18 protein-coding genes and 2 tRNA genes are annotated in these 21794 nt (G+C 67.1%); 10 read left to right on the plus strand and 10 right to left on the minus strand.

What is annotated here, in order from left to right:
- The 4 genes from A5646_RS19840 to A5646_RS19855 all read right to left on the minus strand — a co-directional run.
- Positions 1-1357, minus strand: a 1357-nt coding sequence (locus A5646_RS19840; protein WP_066882343.1) for a DUF3556 domain-containing protein, incomplete at its 3' end; no start/stop codon positions are given.
- 138 nt (positions 1358-1495) lie between these two features.
- Positions 1496-1762 carry a hypothetical protein gene (locus tag A5646_RS19845; RefSeq protein ID WP_066860358.1) on the minus strand — a complete coding sequence of 89 codons (267 nt, stop codon included), beginning with the start codon at positions 1760-1762 and terminating at the stop codon, positions 1496-1498.
- Between the two features lie 142 nt (positions 1763-1904).
- Positions 1905-1980, minus strand: a tRNA-Lys gene (locus A5646_RS19850).
- A gap of 236 nt (positions 1981-2216) precedes the next feature.
- Complete coding sequence (locus A5646_RS19855) at positions 2217-3455, minus strand: GNAT family N-acetyltransferase (RefSeq protein ID WP_066878350.1); 1239 nt, start codon at positions 3453-3455, stop codon at positions 2217-2219.
- Positions 3456-3800: 345 nt separating this feature from the next.
- Here A5646_RS19855 and A5646_RS19860 point away from each other — a divergent pair, with 345 nt between their 5' ends.
- From A5646_RS19860 to A5646_RS19870, 3 genes are all read left to right on the plus strand, one after another.
- Positions 3801-6158, plus strand: coding sequence for an MMPL family transporter (locus A5646_RS19860; protein WP_066878352.1), 2358 nt, complete (start codon positions 3801-3803; stop codon positions 6156-6158).
- A 77-nt stretch (positions 6159-6235) separates the two neighbouring features.
- Positions 6236-7138 (plus strand): DMT family transporter, encoded by a 903-nt coding sequence (locus A5646_RS19865; RefSeq protein ID WP_066860346.1) that lies wholly within the window; start codon positions 6236-6238, stop codon positions 7136-7138.
- Between the two features lie 159 nt (positions 7139-7297).
- The gene (locus A5646_RS19870) at positions 7298-8509 is read left to right on the plus strand and encodes an Ig-like domain-containing protein (protein WP_066860342.1); all 1212 of its coding nucleotides are present in this window, start codon (positions 7298-7300) and stop codon (positions 8507-8509) included.
- A gap of 8 nt (positions 8510-8517) precedes the next feature.
- On the opposite strand, the gene A5646_RS19875 is transcribed toward A5646_RS19870, so the two are convergent.
- The 3 genes from A5646_RS19875 to orn form a co-directional block, all read right to left on the minus strand.
- Entirely contained in the window at positions 8518-8940 is a 423-nt protein-coding gene (locus A5646_RS19875; RefSeq protein WP_369806973.1) for a hypothetical protein, read from the minus strand.
- An 84-nt stretch (positions 8941-9024) separates the two neighbouring features.
- Positions 9025-9100, minus strand: a tRNA-His gene (locus A5646_RS19880).
- Between the two features lie 55 nt (positions 9101-9155).
- Positions 9156-9803 carry an oligoribonuclease gene (gene orn, locus A5646_RS19885; RefSeq protein WP_067023725.1) on the minus strand — a complete coding sequence of 216 codons (648 nt, stop codon included), beginning with the start codon at positions 9801-9803 and terminating at the stop codon, positions 9156-9158.
- Between the two features lie 231 nt (positions 9804-10034).
- Here orn and A5646_RS19890 point away from each other — a divergent pair, with 231 nt between their 5' ends.
- A complete protein-coding gene (locus tag A5646_RS19890) occupies positions 10035-11606 on the plus strand; it encodes a helicase HerA-like domain-containing protein (protein ID WP_067023728.1) in 1572 nt (523 codons plus the stop codon).
- 114 nt (positions 11607-11720) lie between these two features.
- Here the strand turns inward: A5646_RS19890 and cmrA are convergent, their stop codons facing one another.
- The gene (gene cmrA / locus A5646_RS19895; RefSeq protein WP_066860333.1) at positions 11721-12527 is read right to left on the minus strand and encodes a mycolate reductase; all 807 of its coding nucleotides are present in this window, start codon (positions 12525-12527) and stop codon (positions 11721-11723) included.
- A 68-nt stretch (positions 12528-12595) separates the two neighbouring features.
- Between cmrA and A5646_RS19900 the strand changes: the two genes are divergently transcribed.
- Entirely contained in the window at positions 12596-13948 is a 1353-nt protein-coding gene (locus A5646_RS19900; protein ID WP_066878356.1) for an MFS transporter, read from the plus strand.
- 13 nt (positions 13949-13961) lie between these two features.
- Here the strand turns inward: A5646_RS19900 and A5646_RS19905 are convergent, their stop codons facing one another.
- Positions 13962-14741 carry an MmpS family transport accessory protein gene (locus A5646_RS19905; protein WP_082972523.1) on the minus strand — a complete coding sequence of 260 codons (780 nt, stop codon included), beginning with the start codon at positions 14739-14741 and terminating at the stop codon, positions 13962-13964.
- A 64-nt stretch (positions 14742-14805) separates the two neighbouring features.
- Positions 14806-15462: a TetR/AcrR family transcriptional regulator gene (locus tag A5646_RS19910; RefSeq protein WP_082984792.1), complete on the minus strand. Its 657-nt coding sequence runs from the start codon at positions 15460-15462 to the stop codon at positions 14806-14808.
- A gap of 195 nt (positions 15463-15657) precedes the next feature.
- Here A5646_RS19910 and A5646_RS19915 point away from each other — a divergent pair, with 195 nt between their 5' ends.
- Genes A5646_RS19915 through A5646_RS19935 form a run of 5 tightly spaced genes read left to right on the plus strand, consistent with a single transcriptional unit; the run spans position 15658 to position 21743 of the window.
- Complete coding sequence (locus tag A5646_RS19915) at positions 15658-17244, plus strand: carboxyl transferase domain-containing protein (protein ID WP_067023761.1); 1587 nt, start codon at positions 15658-15660, stop codon at positions 17242-17244.
- Between the two features lie 5 nt (positions 17245-17249).
- On the plus strand, positions 17250-19265 hold the full coding sequence (locus A5646_RS19920; RefSeq protein ID WP_066878360.1) for an acetyl/propionyl/methylcrotonyl-CoA carboxylase subunit alpha: 2016 nt from the start codon (positions 17250-17252) through the stop codon (positions 19263-19265).
- Complete coding sequence (locus tag A5646_RS19925) at positions 19262-20428, plus strand: acyl-CoA dehydrogenase family protein (RefSeq protein ID WP_066878362.1); 1167 nt, start codon at positions 19262-19264, stop codon at positions 20426-20428. Before A5646_RS19920 ends, A5646_RS19925 begins: the two co-directional genes overlap by 4 nt.
- Positions 20425-20925 carry a MaoC family dehydratase gene (locus tag A5646_RS19930; RefSeq protein WP_066860317.1) on the plus strand — a complete coding sequence of 167 codons (501 nt, stop codon included), beginning with the start codon at positions 20425-20427 and terminating at the stop codon, positions 20923-20925. The genes A5646_RS19925 and A5646_RS19930 overlap by 4 nt, the downstream gene beginning before the upstream one ends.
- Entirely contained in the window at positions 20922-21743 is an 822-nt protein-coding gene (locus tag A5646_RS19935) for a CoA ester lyase (protein WP_066878363.1), read from the plus strand. Before A5646_RS19930 ends, A5646_RS19935 begins: the two co-directional genes overlap by 4 nt.
- Positions 21744-21794: the final 51 nt, after the last annotated feature.

Genomic DNA, 21794 nt, shown 5'->3' on the forward strand with positions numbered 1-21794 from the left:
GGAACGCCAAGGCCAGGTGCAGCGGGATCAGGGTTTCCTCTTTGCTGCCGTACAACCGCTCGAGCTGCTGGTGCTGCATCGGGCCCAGGGCGCGGGAGCCGACGCGGAACTTTTCGTCGGCCGACGGCCGCACGCACCACAGGGTGGTGTCCCAGTTGCCGGCGTAGTAGCGCATGCCGGGCAGAAACGAGACCTTGCGCGGATAGAGATTCCCGACGACGACCGTGCCGGCCATGACGGCGAACAGGGCGGCGATCGGCAACGGGTGGGCGATGTCGGACAGGCCCAGGCGCGCGTGCGCGACGAACAGCCATAGCACCCCGAAGATCATGAAGACGTTCCACTCCAGCGGCACGCCCATCGGGAAGGCCAGCAGGATGTTGAGGTGGAACACGATCATCACGAACGCCGCGATGGCCGTCGGCCAGCCGCCGTGTGAGAACAGCAGCACCAGCGGTACCAGACCCTCGACTGCGGTCGAGAAGTGCGCGATGAATCCCGCCAGCGCGCTGGGCCGCAGGTCGTCCGGGTGGTGTCTGAACATCGACCGCTTGAGCGGCCCCGAGGGGATGAACGGATTGTTCGCCAGCATGGTCGAGATCACGAACGGAAAGTGCCTGTTGAGTTTGGAGGTCGCCGCACCCAGCCAAATCACCATGAAGACGACCTTGGCGCCGACGATGATGTCCGCCCCGGCGAACAGGAACGTCAGCGCCAGCGGCGCATACACCTCGCCGCGCGCGGCCAGGAAGATCACCTTGTCGCGCAAGCTGAGCACGGCCAGGACCGCCAGAATCGCGACGGTGCGCCACCACGGCAGCACTCCGATCGTGGTGTCCAGCGCGGGAATCGGTCCGGCGCCGTCGGACACCAGCGCGGTCAGGAGCAGCACCAGCAGGACGCCGTAGAGCAACGCGTCGAACGGGGTTCGGTTGCTGCCCTTGGTCAACGGCACCCGATTGGGCCACGGCGGCAACCGGATGGTGCCGGGCCGCAGCCAGTACAGGATCGACCCCATCGGAGGGAAGTAGCGCCCCGCCAAGGGCCCGAAGCAGCAACCGAGGCCGACGACCTCGAACAGCATCGTGAACAGGACGGCCTTCTGGAACACGATCGGCTCCGACCACCATTCGCCGACGTGGCTGAAGCCGCCGATGCCGGAGGTCGACCACGCGAAGAGCCAACCGCCGAGGATGTAGAGCGCGATCTTCACGCCGTACGTCACGTGCATCACCAGCGGGGTGCCGAAGCCGTGCTCGGCGATGTGGCGCGCCATCGGCACGATCCGTTCGGCGCGGGAGCGGCTGGTCCACTCGGCCATGTCGACGACGGGCAGGTTGGGCCGGATGAACCCCATTGCAGCTCCTTCGACGCAGCTCGTCCCAAGGGGCCTATCGGCGCTTCTGGCGCCGATCGGTGCCAGCAAGAAATTACCTGCAGGAGGGGCTGTCGCGGTGGGATACGGCGGCAAAATTCCGGTCAACCGGTGAGGGGGTCACTCCCAGCCCGGCGGGTCGTGCTCGGCCATGTAGGCCTCCCATGCGGCGCGGCGCAGGGCCCTGGTGTGCAGGTCCTGACAGATCGCCTGCGCCTCGGCGGCGGTGCCGGCCCGGCCCAGGTCGTGGTGCACGAAGCCGTCGTCCACCCGTTCGGCGCGGAAGCCGCCCGTCGAGACCACGTGCACCCGGTATTCGCTGCGGTCGTCGATGTTGGCGTGATAGTGGCCCTCGAAGGGCTCGACCCACTTCAGGTCAGTTTTCACAAGTGCCCTCTGAAAAACCCCACCGCAGGGATGGTAGGACCCGCGCGATCGTCGGGAAAGAGATTGCTCGGAGATCGCTACCCATCGGGTGAACCCCCCATTGAAGTGGAGAAGCCACCAAATATTGAACTACTCGGTGAGCTGGTGCGCCGTCAGGGTTTCGAACCCCGGACCCGCTGATTAAGAGTCAGCTGCTCTACCAACTGAGCTAACGGCGCTTCTAAACGGCCGAGACCGCGTAGGCGACAATAACAGGCGTCGTGCCGTCCAGTGAAATCCCGACCGGTTCCCAGGATAGCCGCTCGGCCGCGGGTGATCCGCATGGTTCGGAGCGGTCCGGCGCGTCTCGAGCATTACCCGCTCGACCGGGGTCGGCGTCACCGCGGCTAGACGCGCCACCCGTAATGTCTTCGAATAGTTTTCGCCGCAACCTGATTGGCGAGCTGGACGGTTATCAGAAGAGCGTGCCGCAATAAGGCACCCGGTCGGTGGCGAACATGGCGTCCAGGGTGCGCAGCGTGCCCGGCTGCAGTTCCGTGATGCGGTTCGCCCGGTGAAGTTCCGACGGGCGGTGAGCCCCCATGTAGATGGTTCCCAGATCACCGAGGCTTATCTGGACGTCCGCGGGCCCGTCGTGTGGTGTGCACTCGCCGACACCATCGCGTGTCTGCAGCCGGAATCGTCCACCAGCGACGCTGAGCGGGTCCGTGATGTCCAGGACGATGTCGGCGTCGGATGAATACCCGCGGGCGCCGAGCGCGGCGGGCACGTTCATGATTCGCAGCCACAGGAAATCGCTCATGCCTATCGTTTTCGCGGCGAGCTGGTCTTTGAGTTTGAGTGGGAGCGGGTCATCGACCGGGACCTCCATCACGATGTTGTCGAACGTTTTGGAGCCCACCAGAGTCGCCAGCAGTTCGTCGTGGGCTTCGTTCGTGACCGCGCAGAAGTCTTGGACGATCACGCTGCCGAATGGCCGCCGATAGGCGTGCGGCGACGCTCCCACGACGCGGTAGGTCACAAAACCGTCCGGATGAACGATGAAATTGAGCGTCGATCCGTTGTCCCGCTGGGTGATCCTGTCTTCGAGGATGTCGTCCCACCACGCATCATCTCGGCTCAGCGCACCCGGAGTTATGGCGCGCCACCGCTCGTAGAGCGGGGGCAGCAGGCTTGCCGCCTGGGCAGCGTCGACCTCACGAGCCCGATTTCGGTCGGGCTTGTTGCGCAGCTGGGTGAAACGCGGCTCGATGTCGTAGGTCCTGGCATAGCTGGCCACCCCGGCCCCAAGGATTTCGTAAACCGTTGGCTGGGTGGGAACGCCGCAAAGAATGGGATAACCACGCTCCTGCAATATTGCGAAGCCCTGGATGCTGAGCTGTTGCCAGATTCCTTGTCCCTGATGCGTCGCCGCGACTGCGATCATCGACAACCAGGCGGCGTCGAGACTGGCGCCCCCTGGCACGGTGAGCCGCAGTGGGTAGTAAAGGGAAGTTCCGACCAGGTGCGGCTCTTCCGGATCGGACATGTCTTCGGCGATCAGGATGTCTTGCAGGTTGACCCGCCGCGTCCAGGCGGCGACGTCGTGCGGGTCCACGGCAATCCCATATGCGCGCGCCTGGTTCTCGTAGACGGCCTGCCAGTCCTTCTCGGTCGGATGCTTGATCCTGATGGCGTCCTTTGTTGCATTCATCGCTCATCCAATTCGCTACTGGCCCAGCTGAATTCGTGATGTGCACTCCGAATCCAACAAAGCTCGTTTACTGGAATGCCGCCCTTCTTCGGTACCCGAGTCCCGGGTGGTGAAACGTCGCAACGACGTTGGTGACGCCGCCCACAAGCCGTCATAGTAGGAGCAGGGGTGTAAGGCGGATCACCGGTGTGACGGAATCAATTGCGCTAACGCGGCCGTCTTACTGTTACATAAGCCACGCGTGCGTCTCCGACGCATCGGCGGAAATGAGTGCCGAGGGGGCGTCAAACGGTCCCTGTATGGGTATAGAGCTAGGCCGGAGGCGCCGGAAAAGAAAGGACGCCAGTGCTGCGAGGAATCGCTCGACTTGCCATCGCGGCGCCCAGACGCATCATCGCGGCCGCCGTTTTCGTCCTGGTGGTCTGCGGGATCTTCGGGATTCCGGTGGTAAACAGGCTGTCGGCCGGCGGATTCCAGGACCCGACCTCGGAATCGGCGCGGGCGACCGAACTGCTCAGGGACAAGTTCGGTCAAACCGAGCAGAAGATGCTGATCGCGCTGACCGCGCCCGCGGGCGCCCGCAGCGACAAAGCGCGCCAGGTGGCCACCGACATCGTCGACCACCTGAAACGATCGCCTTGGGTCATCGACGTTTCTTCGGCGTGGACCTCGCCGCCCCAGACCGCGGCCCAGCTGGTCAGCAAGGACAACAAGTCCGGGATGATCGTGGCCGACTTGAGAGGCGGGGAGAACAAGGCCCAGGAGTACGCCAGCGCGCTCATGCGTGAGGTGGTCCACGACCGGGACGGCGTCACCGTTCGCGCCGGTGGGATGGCCGTGGCGTACGCCCAGATCAATCAGCAGAACCAGCGCGACCTGATGCTGATGGAGTCGATCGCGATTCCGTTGAGCTTCGCGGTGCTGGTGTGGGTGCTTGGCGGTGTGGTGGCGGCGACGCTGCCGATCGTGTTGGGCGCATTGGCCATCGTCGGCACCATGTCGGTGCTGCGACTGATCACCTACGTCACCGACGTGTCGACGTATGCGCTGGACCTGAGCATTGCGATGGGTCTGGCCCTGGCGATCGACTACAACCTGTTGATCATCACTCGCTATCGCGAGGAGCTGGCCCGAACCGAGGACCGGGATCAGGCGTTGTTTCGGACCATGGCCACCGCCGGCCGAACCGTTCTGTTCTCGGCCACCACCGTCGGGCTGTCAATGGCGGTGATGGCGCTGTTCCCGATGTACTTCCTCAAGTCGTCGGCCTACACGATCGTGGTCACGGCGATCATCGTGGCACTCGCCGCTGTCGTGGTGACGCCGGCCGCGATCGTGCTGCTGGGGCCGCGGTTGGACTCGCTGAACGCCCGTCGGGTGATGCATCGCGTGCTGCACGGGCAGCGGCCGTTCCGCGATCACGCGCACCAGCCGCTCGAGACACAGTTCTGGTACCGGTCGACGCGCTACGTGTTGCGCCACGCCATGTCGGTCGGTCTGAGTGTCGTGGTGTTGCTGCTGTTGCTCGGTGCGCCGTTCCTCGGGGTGAAGTGGGGTTTCCCTGACGAACGGGTGCTGCCCAAAGGGGCGTCTGCGCGCCAGGTTGCCGACATGTTGGACAACGATTTCGCTAACGGGCTAGGCACCGGGGTCTCCGTCGTCGTCCCCGACGTTCGCGGCATGACCCCCGCCGACCTGGAGCGCTACGCCGCCGAGCTGTCCCGGGTGGCCGACGTCTCCGCGGTCAGCGCGCCGGCCGGCACGTTCGTGGGCGGGAAACGGGTGGCGCCGCCCGCCGAGGCCACCGGCATGGCCAACGGCGCAGCGTTTCTGACGGTGTCGAGCACTGCGCCGCTGTATTCGAAGGCTTCGAACACGCAACTCGACCGACTGCATCAGGTCGCTGGGCCGGCCGGCCACTCGGTGCTGGTGACCGGTCTGGCGCAGATCAACCGCGACAGTGTCGACGCCATCACCAAGCGACTGCCGCTGGTGTTCGGGCTGATTGCCCTGATCACCTTTGCCCTACTCTTCCTGCTGACCGGCAGCGCGGTGCTGCCGCTGCAGGCGCTGGTGTGCAACGTGCTGTCACTGACCGCGGCGTTCGGCGCGATGGTGTGGATCTTCCAGGACGGCCACCTGGGCGCGCTGGGCACCACACCCAACGGGACGTTGAACGCCAACATCCCGGTGTTGTTGTTCTGCATCGCCTTTGGGCTGGCCATGGATTACGAGGTGTTCCTGGTTTCGCGCATCCACGAATACTGGCTGGCCTCGCAGGCCATCCGGGAGACGCCGCCGACGGCCGCCGAGGCGCGCGCCGCCACCGACGAGAGCACGGCGCTGGGTATCGCCGGGATCGGCCGGGTGGTCACCACCGCCGCTGTGGTCATGTCGATCTCGTTCGCCGCCTTGATCCCCGCGCACGTGTCGTTCATGCGCATGCTGGGCCTGGGCCTCACGCTCGGCGTCCTCGTCGATGCCACCCTGGTCCGAATGGTCTTGGTACCGGCCTTCATTCACCTGCTGGGCCGCTGGACCTGGTGGGCTCCGCGGCCGATGGTGTGGCTGCGGGAACGGTCCGCAACCGGTGAAGAGGGCGAGGTCGCGGTGGGGCGGGGCCGCTGGGCCCGCGACGCTCCGAACGGGGGCCGGTCATTGACCAGAAGGTGGACTGACAGGGCCGCCGCCGAGCGCACCTGACCCGCGAACATGCATTGCGCACCAATGGTTTTCCACTACCGCGAAGTCCGAAACGCCGGACACCCACGGAGATTTTCATGTCGCACACACTGATCGCCGCTCTCCTCGCGTTGAGTTCCGCATTATGCATTGCCACGGGCGACGTGTTGCAGCAACGCACGGCCCAGCGGATCACCGACCGGGCGGTAGGCTCCGTCGAATTGTTCGCCAATTTGCTTCGCAGCCAACGCTGGTGGTGGGGCACGCTGCTCTTGGCGGCGAGCATTGCGTTGCAAGTCGCGGCCCTGGGCGAGGGTTCGGTGCTGCTGGTCCAGGCGCTGCTGATGTTTTCGGTGCTCTTCGCGCTGCCCCTCAACGCCAGGCTGTCGCACCGGGCCGTCACCGCAGGCGAGTGGGTGTGGGCCGCGTTGTTGACCGCCGCGGTGACGGTGGTGGTCGTCGTCGGCAATCCGCAAGCCGGCCATAGCGGCGCATCGCTTCGCACCTGGGCGGTGGTGGCCATCGTGTTGGGGCCGCTCCTGATCGGCTGTGTGGTGGCCGGCCGCATTCGGGGCGGCGCGGTGGCCGCCATGTTGTTCGCCTTCGTGTCCGGGGCGTTGTGGGGCACCTTTGCGGCGCTCACCAAGGAGGTCGTCGCTCGGCTCGGCGAGGGGCCAGCCGCGGTGATGCGCGCCCCGGAGCTCTACGCCTGCATCCTTGTCGCCCTGGGCGGCGTGGTGTGGAGCCAGGCGGCGTTTCGCGCCGGGCCGCTGACCGCGTCCATGCCCACGCTGCAGGTGTCGCAGCCCGTCGTCGCGGCGGTGCTGGGCGTCGTCGTCCTCGGCGAGACGCTTGAGACCGGTCGACCCGGCATGATCGCCCTGACGGCAGCGGCGCTGGTGATGATCGCGGCCATCATCAAGCTCGCGCGCGTCGAGGCCGTCAGCGCCCGCGACAGGGGCGACGCCGAACTGCACGAAGAGTCCAACTTGCCGGCGTAGTCGGTGCCGCTGGCTGTTGGCCGCGCCGGAAATGACGATTTCATTGCGGCGATGACACCGAACGGACGCCCCGGCTCAGCTGGCACGGGAGCGTCGGCAGATGCCATTAGAATGCCTGCAGCTACCTCGCTGGTCAGCGGTGACCATCTGGAGAATTGAATGGAAGGTCACTGGATGGCGCATTTGCGGAAACGCCGATCATGGCTGGTGGCTGCCATCGTTCCGATTGCTGTGCTCACCGCCGCCTGCGATGGCAACCACGCGGCGGCACCGGCGAAGGTCATCTTCGACAAGGGCACCCCGCTGGCCGACCTGCTGGTCCCGAAGCTCACCGCCTCGGTGACCGACGGCGCCGTCGGTGTGACGGTGGATGCGCCCGTCACGGTGAGCGTTGCCGACGGCGTGCTCGCCTCGGTCAGCATGGTCAACGAGAACGGCAGGTCGATCAGCGGGCAGCTGAGTCCCGACGGCCTGCGGTGGTCGACCACCGAGCAGCTCGGCTACAACCGGCGTTACACGTTGACCGTGAAGGCAACCGGCCTAGGCGGCGCGGCCAGCAAGCAGATGTCGTTCGAGACCAGTTCACCCGCCCACCTGACCATGCCCTACGTCAGCCCGGCCGACGGCGAGGTGGTGGGCATCGGTGAGCCGGTGGCGATCCGCTTCGACGAGAACATCGCCAACCGGGCGGCGGCCCAGAAGGCCATCAACATCACCACTAACCCTCCGGTCGAGGGCGCGTTCTATTGGCTGAACAACCGCGAAGTGCGTTGGCGCCCAGAACATTTCTGGAAGTCAGGGACCACCATCGACGTGGCGGTCAACACCTACGGGGTGGACCTGGGCGACGGGATGTTCGGCGAGGACAACGTCAAGACGCACTTCACCATCGGTGACGAGGTGATCTCGACGGCCGACGACACCACCAAGACGGTGACCGTGCGGGTCAACGGCGATGTTGTCAAGACCATGCCGACGTCGATGGGCAAGGACAGCACCCCAACGGCCAACGGCGTCTACATCATTGGCGCCCGGTTCAAGCACATCATCATGGACTCCTCGACCTACGGGGTTCCGGTCAATTCGCCCAACGGATACCGCACCGAAGTCGACTGGGCCACGCAGATGTCCTACAGCGGCGTTTTCGTCCATTCCGCGCCATGGTCGGTGGGCGCGCAGGGGCACACCAACACCAGCCACGGCTGCCTGAACGTGAGTCCCAGCAACGCCGAGTGGTTCTACGACCACAGCAAGAGCGGTGACATCGTCGAGGTGGTGCACACGGTCGGGCCGACGCTGCCCGGGATCGAGGGGCTGGGCGACTGGAACATCCCGTGGCCGCAGTGGAAGGCGGGCAACGCCAACACCTGACGTAGCGGTCAGTCGATCTTGTGCCAGCTCCCGCAGCTTCGAGTCATGAACGCGGTATCGGTCGGCAGGATCCGGACCACCTGGGGGCCGTCGCCGACGTTGTTGTCGATGATGTCGTTGGTATCGAAGCTGCGCAGCCTCGCCCAATAGCACCCGGACTTGGCGCCATCGCTGCGGTAGGTGCCCGCCGCGATGTCCTTGTTGACGATGTAGGTGCCGTTGTTCTCGATCGATGTCTTGGGCCCCGGCGGGGGTGGCGGGGCGACGGTCTTGGTCACCGTCTTGGTTTCTGGTGGCAGTGTCGACATCACCGTCGTCGTGGTGTGACTCGACCCGCCACAACCCGCGAGGAACAGCGCGACCCCCACGACGGCCGCTGCCCCCGGGCGCAGGCGCCGGGGTCGGGGCGGGGCGGGGCGTTGTCTCGTCACTACCTTCCACTCACGGGTGCATCGGCATCGCGCCGAGTCGGTAACACCATAAAAGGTCAGGGAGCGGTGATGCTCCCTGACCTGTGGGGTGAGTGACGGGACTCGAACCCGCGACATTCAGGATCACAACCTGACGCTCTACCAACTGAACTACACCCACCACGGCCGCAAGCCGACCTGCGCACGATGTCGGTCAACGAGCGGCGACGTCGATACTAGCCGGTCGGCGGCGCGGAGGCCGAATCGTTTGGTCCCGGTGCGTCTTTTCCGCCATCGAGGGCGGCGACGATCGCCTCGATTTCGCTGGTAGACGGGCCCGGCGGCGCGACGAACGCGGCCTGGCGGTAGAACTGCAGCTCGCGGATGGACTCGTGGATGTCGGCCAAAGCGCGATGGGCCAGGCCTTTTACCGGCTGACCGAAGTAGATCCGCGGGTACCAGCGGCGGCAGAGCTCTTTGATCGAACTCACATCGATCATGCGGTAGTGCAGGTAGGCGTCCAGGGCGGGCATGTCGCGCAAGATGAAGGCGCGATCGGTGGCGATGGAGTTTCCGGCCAGCGGCGCCGTCTTGGGTTGCTTGACGTGTTCGCCGATGTAGTCGAGCACCATCGCCTCGGCGGTCGCCAGGTCGACGGTCGATGCCCGCACTTCGTCGGTGAGCCCCGAGCGCGAGTGCATTTCGCTGACCACGTCGCCCATCGCCGCGAGCGCGGCGTCGTCGGCATGGATCACCACGTCGACCCCGTCGCCGAGAACGTTCAGATCGGCGTCGGTCACCAGCGCCGCGATCTCAATCAGCTTGTCCGAGCCCAGATCAAGCCCGGTCATCTCGCAGTCGATCCACACCAGTTCGTCTCGCACAGCGCTCAGACTAGTGGCGATCGCAAGTGCGGCGGAGCCGGGCGCTGCGGGTCGCCACCGTCGGACCAGTGGCGATCGCAAGCGCGGCGGAGCCGGGCGCTGCGGGTCGCCACCCAGTGCACTACGCGCAGGTGACGCCCGCGCCGGTCCTCGCCCGCGTCTCAACTGGAGAAGTAGGGTGAGCGTTGTCGAACTGCATGCCGAATCACCGGGGAAGAGGGGCGCAGCACGATGAGCACCGATTCAGCGGCCACGGCCGCGACGCGGATCGCCGAGGGCTACGCCGTCGGTGGCCAGGCACTCGAATTGGGCACGGTCGTCATCGACGGGGCGGCCGATCCGACGGCACAGATCCGTATCCCGCTGGCCACCATCAACAGGCACGGCCTGGTGGCCGGCGCCACCGGCACCGGCAAGACCAAGACGCTGCAACTGATCGCCGAGCAGCTCAGCGCCGCGGGTGTTCCCGTGCTGATGGCCGATGTGAAGGGCGACCTGTCCGGGCTTGCCCAGCCCGGCAAGGGCGACGACAAGACGGCCGCGCGGGCCAAAGACACCGGCGACGACTGGGAGCCGACCGGTTTTCCGGTCGAGTTCTTGTCGCTGGGCACCGATGGGGTCGGTGTGCCGATCCGGGCTACGGTGGCCAGCTTCGGCCCCGTGCTGTTGTCAAAGGTGCTGGGGCTCAACGCCACTCAGGAGTCGACGCTGGGGCTGATCTTCCACTGGGCCAAGGAGAACAACAGCGCCCTGGTGACCCTGAACCAGCTGCGTGATGTCATCACCCACCTGACCAGCGACGCGGGCAAGGAAGACCTGAAATCCCTTGGCGGAGTGTCGTCCACGACGGCCGGGGTGATCCTGCGGGCACTGGTGAACCTCGAGGGCGAGGGCGGCGACACGTTCTTTGGCGAGCCGAAGCTCGACCCGCGGGATCTGCTACGCGTTCAGGAGGGCCGCGGCATCATTTCGCTGCTGGAGTTCGGCGGTCAGTCGTTGCGCCCGGTCATCTTCTCGACCTTCCTGATGTGGCTGCTGGCCGACCTGTTCACGGTGTTGGACGAGGTCGGCGACGTGGACAAGCCGAAGCTGGTCTTCTTCTTCGACGAGGCGCACCTGTTGTTCGCCGACGCGTCCAAGGCTTTTCTCGAGCAGGTCGAGCAGACCGTGAAGCTGATCCGGTCGAAGGGCGTCGGGGTGTTCTTCTGCACCCAGTTGCCCACCGACATTCCCAACGACATCCTGTCCCAGTTGGGCGCGCGCATTCAGCACGCGTTGCGCGCGTTCACGCCCGACGACCAGAAGGCGCTGAGCAGGACCGTCCGCACCTACCCGAAAACCGATGTCTACGACCTGGAATCGGCGTTGACGTCGCTGGGGATCGGCGAAGCGGTGGTGACGGTGCTGTCCGAGAAGGGTGCGCCGACGCCGGTCGCGTGGACCCGCATGCGAGTGCCCCGCTCGTTGATGGCCTCGATCGGCAACGACGCGATCAAGTCGGCGGCGAAAAGCAGTGCGCTGCAGGCGACCTACGGCGAGACCGTTGCCCAACCGGCGCGGCCACAGGCCGGCCCCTCGGCGCAACCCGCGTCACGGGCGCCGCAAACCCAGTCGGACTATCCGCCGGTCCCGTCGAATGAGGCGGTCCCGCCGATGCCGGAGCCGGCGGAGCCGGCGGGGCCAAAGGGTCCCTCGATGTGGGAGGAAGTGCTGCAGAACCCGACGGTAAAAAGCGGCATCAACACCGCGATACGTGAAGTGGTGAAAAACATTTTCGGCACCGGGCGCCGCCGCCGGAAGTAGCGCTGGCCGTTCGTCGCGCCCGTAACGCCACGGCGAAAAATCGGGCCGATAATCGCCGCTGCGTTACGCCCAGGGAGCCGCCGCCGCTACGCCGCCGCTACGCCGCCGCCGGAACTACCCGCCGCCGAGCTTCTTGTAGAACGCGCCCACGATGGGCGCCACGATGGCGCGCGGGCCGTACCCGCTGGCCACCGACATGGCCTTTGACGTCAGACCCGGGACGACGCGCATCTTGTTGCGCGCCAACGCATCCAGCGACACGCGCGCGGTGTGCTCGGTCGAGATCCACAGAAAGTCCGGCACCAGCCGCTCGACGATCGAGGCCTCGGTGTCGTCGGGCAGATCGGTCCGCACCGGGCCCGGCGCCAGCAGGGTCACGTTGACGCCGGACCCGCGCAGCTCACCGCGCAGCGATTCGCTGAAGGTGTTCGCGAACGCCTTGGTCGCCGCATAGGTGGCGTTGTAGGGGATCGGCGAATTACCAGCCGCCGAACCGGAAATGAGGATGCCGCCGGACTTCCGCTCGACCATTCCCGGCAGCACGGCCAGCGTAAGGTCATGCACCCCAAGGACATTCAGCTGCAGTTGCGCCTTCTCGCCGGCCGGATCGAGCGTGGCGACCGGACCGAAGGTCGCGGTGCCCGCGTTGGCGCACAGGATCGAGATGGGGCGGGCGGCCAGCTCGTCGCACAGCTTCGCCCGTTCGCCCGGGTCGGCCAGGTCGGCGGGGCGCACGTCGACGGTGACGCCGTACTTGCCGGTCAACCGGGCGGCCAGGTCCTTGAGCAGGTCTTCGCGACGTGCGGTGACGATCAGGTGGTGTCCGCGTGCGGCGAGTTCGGTGGCGAGTGCCTCACCGATGTTCTGCGAAGCTCCGGTGACAACGGCGCGCGCCTCGGCGCTTGGGGCGGGTAACGGCATGCGCCAATCGTAGACAGCGGGCGCAACGCGGCCCGCGGGCGATCGCGGGCGCCTATAGAGTGCCGGGCATGAGCCAGCCGGAGTCGCATCCCGCCACGCCCGCGCGATCGCGCGTGCTGGCCTGGGCGCTCTGGGACTGCGGTTCGACCGGCCTCAACGCGATCGTGGCGACCTTCGTCTTCTCCGTCTATCTGACCAGCAGCGTTGGGGTGGGGATACCCGGTACCACCACCCCGGCGAGCTGGTTGGGCCGCGCGGCGGCCATCGCCGGGCTGACGGTCGCCGTGCTCGCGCCGGCCGTCGGCGTGTGGGTGGAATCCCCGCACCGCAGGCGGGTAGCGCTCAGTGTGCTGACCGCCACAGCGGTGACGCTGACCGGTGCGATGTTCTTCATCCGCGACCGTCCCGGCTACCTGTGGGCGGGCCTGGTGCTGCTGGGGGCGACGGCGGCGTGCGGCGATTTGGCCAGCGTCCCGTACAACGCCATGCTGCGTCAGCTTTCGACGCCGCAGACTGCCGGGCGGATATCCGGGTTCGGCTGGGCGTCAGGTTATGTCGGAAGCGTTCTGCTGCTGCTGGTGATCTACACCGGGTTCATCTCCGGGTCCGGCGGCGGTCCTGACGCGACGCGCGGTCTGCTGCGAGTTCCCTTGCGGGACGGGCTTTACGTCCGCGAGGCGATGGTGGTGGCCGCGATCTGGTTCGCGGTGTTGGCGCTGCCCCTGCTGTTCGTCGCGCAGCGGCTCACCGCGTCCTCGGAGGAGTATCAGCCGACCAGCATGCTGGGCGGCTATCGAAAGTTGTGGACCGAGGTCAGCGGGGAGTGGAAGCGCGACCGCAACCTGGTGTACTTCCTGTTCGCCAGCGCCCTCTTCCGCGATGGGCTGGCGGCGATCTTCGCTTTCGGGGCGGTGCTCGGCGTCAACGTGTACGGCATCTCCCAGGCCAACGTGCTGATCTTCGGGGTGGCCGCCAGCGTGGTCGCCGCCGTGGGGGCGGTGCTGGGCGGGTTCGTCGACCACGGGGTCGGGTCGAAGCCCGTCATCGTGGCCTCACTGCTCGCGATCATCGTCCTGGGACTGACCCTGATGGTGCTGTCCGGCCCGGTGGCCTTCTGGGTGTGCGGGCTGCTGCTGTGCATGTTCATCGGCCCGTCGCAGTCGTCGTCGCGCGCCCTGCTGCTGCACATGGCCAAGCACGGCCGGGAAGGCGTCGCGTTCGGCCTCTACACCATGACCGGGCGGGCGGTGGCGTTCGTCGCGCCCTGGCTGTTCTCGGTGTTCGTCGACGTCTTCGGCGCCGTGCGGGCCGGCCTGGGTGGGATTTCGCTGGTGCTGGTCGCCGGACTGGTGGCGATGCTGGCGGTCCGGGTCCCGCTGCGCGCCTCCGCGGTCGCCCAACCCGCGGCCGAGCCGTCGTAGCGGGCGCGGCCGGCTAGCCGCGGGCGTCGCAGATCGTCAGACCGCCGCCGACGCGCTTGCTGACCTGCACCCCGTCGACGGTCAACGTGCAGGTGACGCTGTGGCCGATGTTGACGATGGTGACGTTGGCCGGGTGATTGGCCGACTTGGACAGGCTGACCTCTTTGCTCCAGGGCAGCGCCACGTTGAATTCGGTCTGGATGAGGCCGCCGGTGTCGATGTACATGATGCTGATCGCGCGGCCCTCGCCCGAGACGGTGTAGACGACATCCTGCATTGCCGCCGGCCCGGTCGTCTCGGGGGGCAGGGCGGGAACGCTGGTCGGTGGTATCGGTGCCGGAATGAGCGACGGGGTCCGGTGCGGCGACGTCGTCGTGGTCGGCGTGCTGGGCTCGGGCATCGCCGGCAACGGCGGGACCGCGGTCTGGGTCTTGATCGCGTCGTTCGCGAGCACCAACGCGATCACCAAGGCGACGGCCAGCAACACGGCCGCGCCGGCGCCGATCCACAACCACCGCGACGATTTCGGAGCGTCGGGCGGCGGGGGAGCCATGCCGGGCGGCAGCTCGCTCGCCGGGGGCAGGTCTTGCTGCCAGTAGGCCGGCAGCCGCTTGGTCGTGTTCGCCTCGTTCGGACTGGGCGCCCACGGTGATGACGTCGTCCCGCCATAGCTCGGCCCGTACGGCGTCTGGTCGGCGTACGCGGGATCGGCGGAGGGCGAATACCTCGGCTGCTGCGGCCCCGGCTGCGACGTGCTAAACCGCTCGGTGGGACGTGAATCGTTCATGTCCACCTCATGGCTTGCAGGGTACCTGTACTGAAGTGTTAAAGCCCTGAGTCACCTTACGGCGCGATGTTCAGGGGCACCGATTTCCGGCGGCGAGCGCGGCCACCGTCATCGCCCGCATGACGGTGCGCGACCGCGCCGTGCGGACCGTCTTGCTGCGCGAGGCGTCCGAGGACTTCATGCTGTGCGGGGTCGAATTCAGCAGACCGAACACGGCGTGCGCCGCCAGCCGAGCGTCGGCCTCGGCCAGCTCGGGATTGAGCTCCCGCAGCACCCCCACCCAGACCTCGACGTACTGACGCTGGGATTTGCGCACCTGCTTTTCGGCCGCCTCGGGCAGATGCGCGAGGTCGCGATCCTGGATGCGGATCAGGTCGGGTTCGTCGAACACGAAGTCCAGATGGAAGTCGATCAACCCGTCCAGCACGGCGGTGGCATCGGCGTTGTCGGCCCGCACCCGCCGCGCACCGGCGAGCAGCCTGGTGCTGATACCCACCAGCAATTCGACGAGCAGCGACTCCTTATTCGGGAAGTGACGGTAGATCGCCGGACCGCTGACGCCGGCCGCGGCGCCGATGTCTTCCAGCCGCACCGCGAGGAACCCGCGCTCGGCGAACAACCGCTCGGCGGCGGACAGAAGTTGTAGGCGGCGGTCAGACTTCAACTGACTCCGGCGATTTGGAGCGTCGGGGGCACCCGCCTGACCGTCGGAGGCGGACGTTGTCATGACGAACCTCCGTTGGTTAACTGGCCCTAACGTAGCACGAGTTATTCGCGATTAACTCGCGTTTTCCGATTGGTGCGATCGTTTCTGGACCGGCAACGACGACGATGGTATTCTCCCCTTGAGTTAATGAGCATTAACTCAAGAATTGCCTGACCGCACGACGGCAAGGAGGCTGCTGCGGCGATGGACAACGTGGTGACCTCGCCCGCGAAGGCCGAGGCGTCGTTCGCCGACGAGCACCGCCGGCTGGTCGGCGAGCTGAACGCCAAGCTGGCCGCGGCGGCGCTGGGCGGTAACGAGCGCGCGCGGGAACGCCACGTCAGCCGCGGCAAGCTGTTGCCTCGCGAACGGGTGGACCGCCTGCTCGACCCGGGTAGCCCCTTCTTGGAGCTCTCCCCGCTGGCCGCGGACGGCATGTACGGCGACGAATCTCCGGGCGCGGGAATCATCACCGGCATCGGCCGGGTCTCGGAGCGGGAGTGCGTGATCGTCGCCAACGACGCGACGGTCAAGGGCGGCACCTACTACCCGATGACGGTAAAAAAGCATCTGCGCGCCCAAGAGGTGGCGCTGCAGAATCGGCTCCCGTGCATCTACCTGGTGGACTCCGGGGGTGCGTTCTTGCCACGGCAGGACGAGGTGTTCCCCGACCGCGAGCATTTCGGTCGCATCTTCTACAACCAGGCGACCATGAGCGCCAAGGAGATTCCACAGGTGGCCGCGGTGCTCGGTTCATGCACGGCCGGCGGCGCCTACGTGCCCGCGATGAGCGACGAGGCCGTCATCGTCCGCGAGCAGGGCACGATCTTCTTGGGGGGTCCACCCTTGGTCAAGGCGGCGACCGGCGAGATCGTGTCGGCCGAAGACCTCGGTGGTGGTGACCTGCATTCCCGCGTTTCCGGTGTCACCGACCACCTCGCCGACGACGACGAACACGCCCTGCGGATCGTGCGTGCGATCGCGGCCACCTTCGGCCCGCGCGGGTCCAGCCCGTGGGAGGTGCGATCCCCGGTCGCACCCAGGTGCGTGCAGACCGAGCTCTACGACGTGGTGCCGCCCGACCCGCGCGTGCCCTACGACGTGCACGAGGTCATCGTGCGGCTGGTCGACGGCGGCGAATTCAGCGAATTCAAGGCCAATTACGGCAAGACCCTGGTGACCGCGTTTGCCCACATCCACGGCCACCCGGTGGGCATCGTGGCCAACAACGGCGTGCTGTTCAGCGAATCCGCCTTGAAGGGCGCGCATTTCATCGAGCTGTGCGACAAGCGCAAGATCCCGCTGCTGTTCTTGCAGAACATCGCCGGCTTCATGGTCGGTCGCGATTACGAGGCCGGCGGCATCGCCAAGCACGGCGCCAAGATGGTCACCGCCGTCGCCTGCGCGCGGGTGCCCAAGCTGACCGTCGTGATCGGTGGTTCCTATGGGGCGGGCAACTATTCGATGTGCGGCCGGGCCTATTCGCCACGCTTCCTGTGGATGTGGCCCAACGCCCGCATCTCGGTGATGGGCGGCGAACAGGCCGCGTCGGTGCTGGCCACCGTGCGCGGCGAGCAGCTCGCCGGGGCGGGCAAGCCGTGGTCGACCGACGAGGAAGAGGCGTTCAAGGCGCCCATTCGCGAACAATACGAGAGTCAGGGCAACCCCTACTACTCCACGGCCCGGCTGTGGGACGACGGGATTATCGATCCCGCCGATACCAGAACCTTTGTCGGGCTGGCCCTTTCGGTGTGTGCGCAAGCGCCGCTGGAACCCGTCTCCTACGGCGTCTTCCGGATGTGAGTGCAGTGTTCGAAACCGTTTTGGTGGCCAACCGGGGCGAGATCGCGGTTCGGGTGATCCGCACCCTGCGCCGACTGGGCATCCGCTCGGTCGCCGTATACAGCGATCCCGACGACGGCGCGCGCCACGTGCTCGAGGCCGACGAGGCGGTGCGACTCGGCCCCGCGGCGGCGCGCGAGAGCTATCTGAACATCGACAGGGTCGTCGAGGCGGCCGTCCGTACCGGATCTCAGGCGATCCATCCGGGTTACGGATTCCTCTCGGAGAACGCCGATTTCGCCGCCGCCTGCGAGCGGGCCGGGGTGGTCTTCCTAGGGCCGCCGGCCCGGGCGATCCAGGTGATGGGCGACAAGATCACCGCCAAGAACGCGGTCGCCGCCTTCGACGTCCCGGTGGTTCCCGGGGTCGCCAAATCCGGCCTGAGCGACGACGAGTTGGTCGCGGCCGCGGACGAGGTCGGATACCCGGTGCTGATCAAACCGTCGGCGGGCGGCGGCGGTAAGGGCATGCGCCTGGTGGAAGAACCGGGCAGGCTGTGCGAGGCGCTGGTGGGCGCGCGGCGCGAGGCCGCCTCGTCCTTCGGAGACGACACCCTCTTCCTCGAACGATTCGTGTTGCGCCCCAGGCACATCGAGGTCCAGGTGCTCGCCGACACGCACGGCAACATCGTGCACCTCGGCGAGCGCGAATGCAGCCTGCAGCGCCGCCACCAGAAGGTGATCGAGGAGGCGCCGTCGCCGTTGCTTGACGAGGCGACCCGGGCGCGCATCGGGGAGGCCGCCTGCAACACCGCGCGCAGCGTCGACTACGTCGGTGCGGGCACCGTCGAATTCATCGTCTCCGCGGCCCGGCCCGACGAGTTCTTCTTCATGGAGATGAACACCCGCCTGCAGGTCGAGCACCCGGTGACCGAGGCGGTCACCGGGCTGGACCTGGTCGAGTGGCAGCTACGGGTCGCCGCCGGGGAGAAGCTGGCGTTCGCCCAGGACGACGTCGAATTGCGCGGGCACGCGATCGAGGCCCGGGTGTATGCCGAAGATCCGGCACGGGGATTCCTGCCGACGGGCGGGCGGGTGCTGCAGGTCTTCGAGCCGTCCGGTGACGGTGTGCGGGTGGATTCTTCGCTGCGGGCGGGCACGCTGGTCGGCAGTGACTACGACCCGATGCTGAGCAAGGTGATCGCCCACGGGACCGACCGCGACGAGGCGCTGACGAAACTCGACCGGGCATTGAGCCGGACCGCGATCCTGGGCGTGCAGACCAACATCGAATTCCTGCGGTTTCTGCTGGCCGACGAACGCGTGCGTGCCGGTGACCTTGATACCGCGCTGCTCGATGAGCGGCTGGCCGAGTTCGCTCCGGTGCCGGCCCCCGATGACGTGCTCGCGGCGGCGGGTCTTTACCGGCAATCGGCGCTGGCGTTGCGGGCTCGCCGCTTCGCGGGTAATCCGTGGGCGGCGCCGACGGGTTGGCGGGTCGGCGGCAGGCCCGCACCGGTTCGCACCGACATGCGCACCCCGCTACGCACCGAGACGGTGTCGGTGTGGGGGCCACCCGAGGCCGCCGGTGTTCGGGTGGGTGACGGTGAAACATATTCCGCCGCAGCGCAAGTCGAGCAATCGCGAATGAGCGTTACGCTGGACGGGCTGCGCCGGGAATACCACTGGGCCGAAGCCGACCGGCACTTGTGGATCGCCGACGAGCGTGGCATCTGGCACCTGCGTGAGGCCGAGGAGAACAAGATCCATCGCGCCGCGGGCGCGCAGCGGGCCGAGATCGTCAGCCCGATGCCCGGCAGCGTGATCGCGGTTCAGGCATCCTCGGGCACCGACGTTTCCGAAGGCGACGTGGTGGTCGTCGTCGAGGCGATGAAAATGGAACATTCGCTTGCCGCACCGGTTTCCGGACAGGTGGAGGTGCTGGTCTCCGTCGGCGATCAGGTGACGGTGGACCAGGTGCTGGCCCGGCTGGTGCCCGCTGAATCCGGCGCGGCAAGCGATTCGAGTGAGGACGCGTCATGACCACATCCATTACCGCGGGGACCCTACCCAAGGAATACCAGGACCTGCGCGACACGGTCGCGGAGTTCGCGCGCACCGTCGTCGCTCCGGTATCGGCCAAACACGATGAGGAGCACAGCTTCCCGTACGAGGTCGTCGCCAAGATGGGGGAGATGGGCCTGTTCGGATTGCCGTTCCCCGAGAAGTACGGCGGCATGGGCGGCGACTACTTCGCGCTGTCGCTGGCGCTCGAGGAACTCGGCAAGGTCGACCAGTCGGTGGCGATCACCCTGGAGGCCGGCGCCAGCCTGGGCGCGATGCCCATCTACCGGTTCGGCACCGAAGAGCAGAAGCAGAAGTGGCTGCCGGACCTGACCGCCGGCCGGGCGCTGGCCGGCTTCGGGCTCACCGAACCCGGGGCCGGCTCGGACGCCGGCGGAACGCGCACCACCGCCCGGCTCGACAACGGCGAGTGGGTGATCAACGGCAGCAAGCAATTCATCACCAACTCGGGTACCGACATCACCTCGCTGGTCACCGTCACCGCCGTCACCGGCACCAATGCGAACGGCAAGAAAGAAATCTCCTCGATCATCGTGCCCAGTGGCACACCGGGATTCACGGTCGAACCGGTGTACAGCAAGGTCGGCTGGAACGCGTCGGACACCCACCCGTTGAGCTTTGACGACGCCCGCGTCCCGCAGGAGAACCTGCTGGGTGCCCGGGGCACCGGCTACTCGGGCTTCCTGTCGATCCTGGACGAGGGCCGCATCGCGATCGCCGCGCTGGCAACCGGGGCGGCGCAGGGCTGCGTGGACGAAAGCGTCAAGTATGCCAAGGAACGCCAGGCGTTCGGCCAGCCGATCGGCGCCTACCAGGCGATCAGCTTCAAGATCGCCCGGATGGAGGCGCGTGCCCACGTGGCCCGCACGGCCTACTACGATGCTGCTGCAAAGATGTTGGCGGGCAAGCCCTTCAAGAAGGAGGCGGCAATCGCGAAGATGATCGCCTCGGAAGCAGCGATGGACAACGCCCGCGATGCCACGCAGATTCACGGCGGCTACGGCTTCATGAACGAATATCCGGTCGCCCGCCACTACCGCGACAGCAAGATCCTCGAAATCGGTGAAGGGACTACCGAAGTGCAGCTGATGCTCATCGCGCGATCACTGGGACTGTCATGAGCGAACCGGCCAAATCAGTTGTCCAGCGGGGCTTGTGGTTTGACGAGTTCGAGATCGGCACCACCTACCTGCACCGGCCCGGCCGCACGATCACCGAGGCCGACAACGTCTTGTTCACCACGCTCACCATGAACACCCAGTCGCTGCACCTGGACGCGGCCTGGGCGGCCGAGCAACCCGGCTTTCGCGGCGAGCGGCTGGTGAACTCCATGTTCACGCTGTCCACCCTGGTGGGGCTGTCGGTGTCGCAGCTGACGCTTGGCACCATCGTGGCCAACCTCGGCTTCTCCGAGGTGTCCTTCCCCAAGCCCGTCTTCCACGGCGACACCCTCTACGCGGAAACCGTCTGCACGGCCAAGCGGGAATCCAAGAGCCGGCCCGGCGAAGGCATCGTCACCCTCGAGCACACCGGACGCAACCAGGACGGCGAGGTCGTCGCGCGGGCGGTGCGCACCACCTTGGTGCAGAAACGCCCTGCCGGCCAGGAGGTCAAGTGAACCTGCAAGCCGCCGGCCCCGGCTGGTTGTTCTGCCCGGCCGACCGTCCCGAGCGTTTCGCCAAGGCCGCCGCTGCCGCCGACGTGGTGATCCTCGACCTTGAGGACGGCGTGGCCGAAGCGGATAAACCCGCGGCGCGCAAGGCGTTGCAGGAGACGCCGCTGGATCCCGAGCGCACCGTAGTGCGGGTCAACGCCGCCGGCACCGCGGAATACCCGCTGGATCTCGAAGCCCTGGCCGGCACCGCCTACACCACCGTGATGCTGTCCAAGACGGAATCGGCCGCGCAGGTGACGGCGCTGGCGCCCCGCGAGGTGATCGCGCTGCTGGAGACGCCGCGCGGTGCGGTGTTCGCCACCGAAATCGCGGCGGCACCGGGCACCGTCGCGCTGATGTGGGGCGCCGAGGATCTGGTCGCCACGCTCGGCGGTAGCTCCAGCCGCAAGGCCGACGGCACCTACCGCGACGTCGCGCACCACGTGCGGTCGACGGCCCTGCTCACGGCGTCCACCTTCGGTCGGGTCGCGCTCGACGCCGTGCACCTGGACATCCGTGACCTCGATGGCCTGCGGGCCGAGGCCGAGGACGCCGTCGCGCTGGGTTTCGCCGGAACGGTGTGCATCCACCCGAGCCAGATTCCGGTGGTGCGCGAGGCGTACCGCCCCAGCGAGGAGCGGCTGGACTGGGCGCGGCGGGTGCTGACCGCGGCGCGGTCCGAACGCGGCGTCTTCGCGTTCGAGGGACAGATGGTCGACTCGCCGGTGCTCAAGCACGCGCACATGACGTTGCGCAGGGCGGGCGAGTCCGTCCCCGACTGACGGCTCCCCGAACGCGGCGTGGGCGAGGCGCGACACGTTGTGCCGTCGTCG

This window comes from Mycobacterium sp. 1245499.0, from assembly GCF_001673615.1.
GTDB lineage: Bacteria > Actinomycetota > Actinomycetes > Mycobacteriales > Mycobacteriaceae > Mycobacterium > Mycobacterium europaeum_A.

Coding starts and splice junctions, on each gene's coding strand:
- A5646_RS19910 (WP_082984792.1), bottom strand. CDS start 15,462: ATGACAACGTCCGCCTCCGACGGTCAGGCGGGTGCCCCCGACGCTCCA.
- A5646_RS19870 (WP_066860342.1), top strand. CDS start 7,298: ATGGAAGGTCACTGGATGGCGCATTTGCGGAAACGCCGATCATGGCTG.
- A5646_RS19890 (WP_067023728.1), top strand. CDS start 10,035: ATGAGCACCGATTCAGCGGCCACGGCCGCGACGCGGATCGCCGAGGGC.
- A5646_RS19930 (WP_066860317.1), top strand. CDS start 20,425: ATGAGCGAACCGGCCAAATCAGTTGTCCAGCGGGGCTTGTGGTTTGAC.
- cmrA (WP_066860333.1), bottom strand. CDS start 12,527: ATGCCGTTACCCGCCCCAAGCGCCGAGGCGCGCGCCGTTGTCACCGGA.
- A5646_RS19900 (WP_066878356.1), top strand. CDS start 12,596: ATGAGCCAGCCGGAGTCGCATCCCGCCACGCCCGCGCGATCGCGCGTG.
- A5646_RS19925 (WP_066878362.1), top strand. CDS start 19,262: ATGACCACATCCATTACCGCGGGGACCCTACCCAAGGAATACCAGGAC.
- A5646_RS19865 (WP_066860346.1), top strand. CDS start 6,236: ATGTCGCACACACTGATCGCCGCTCTCCTCGCGTTGAGTTCCGCATTA.
- A5646_RS19855 (WP_066878350.1), bottom strand. CDS start 3,455: ATGAATGCAACAAAGGACGCCATCAGGATCAAGCATCCGACCGAGAAG.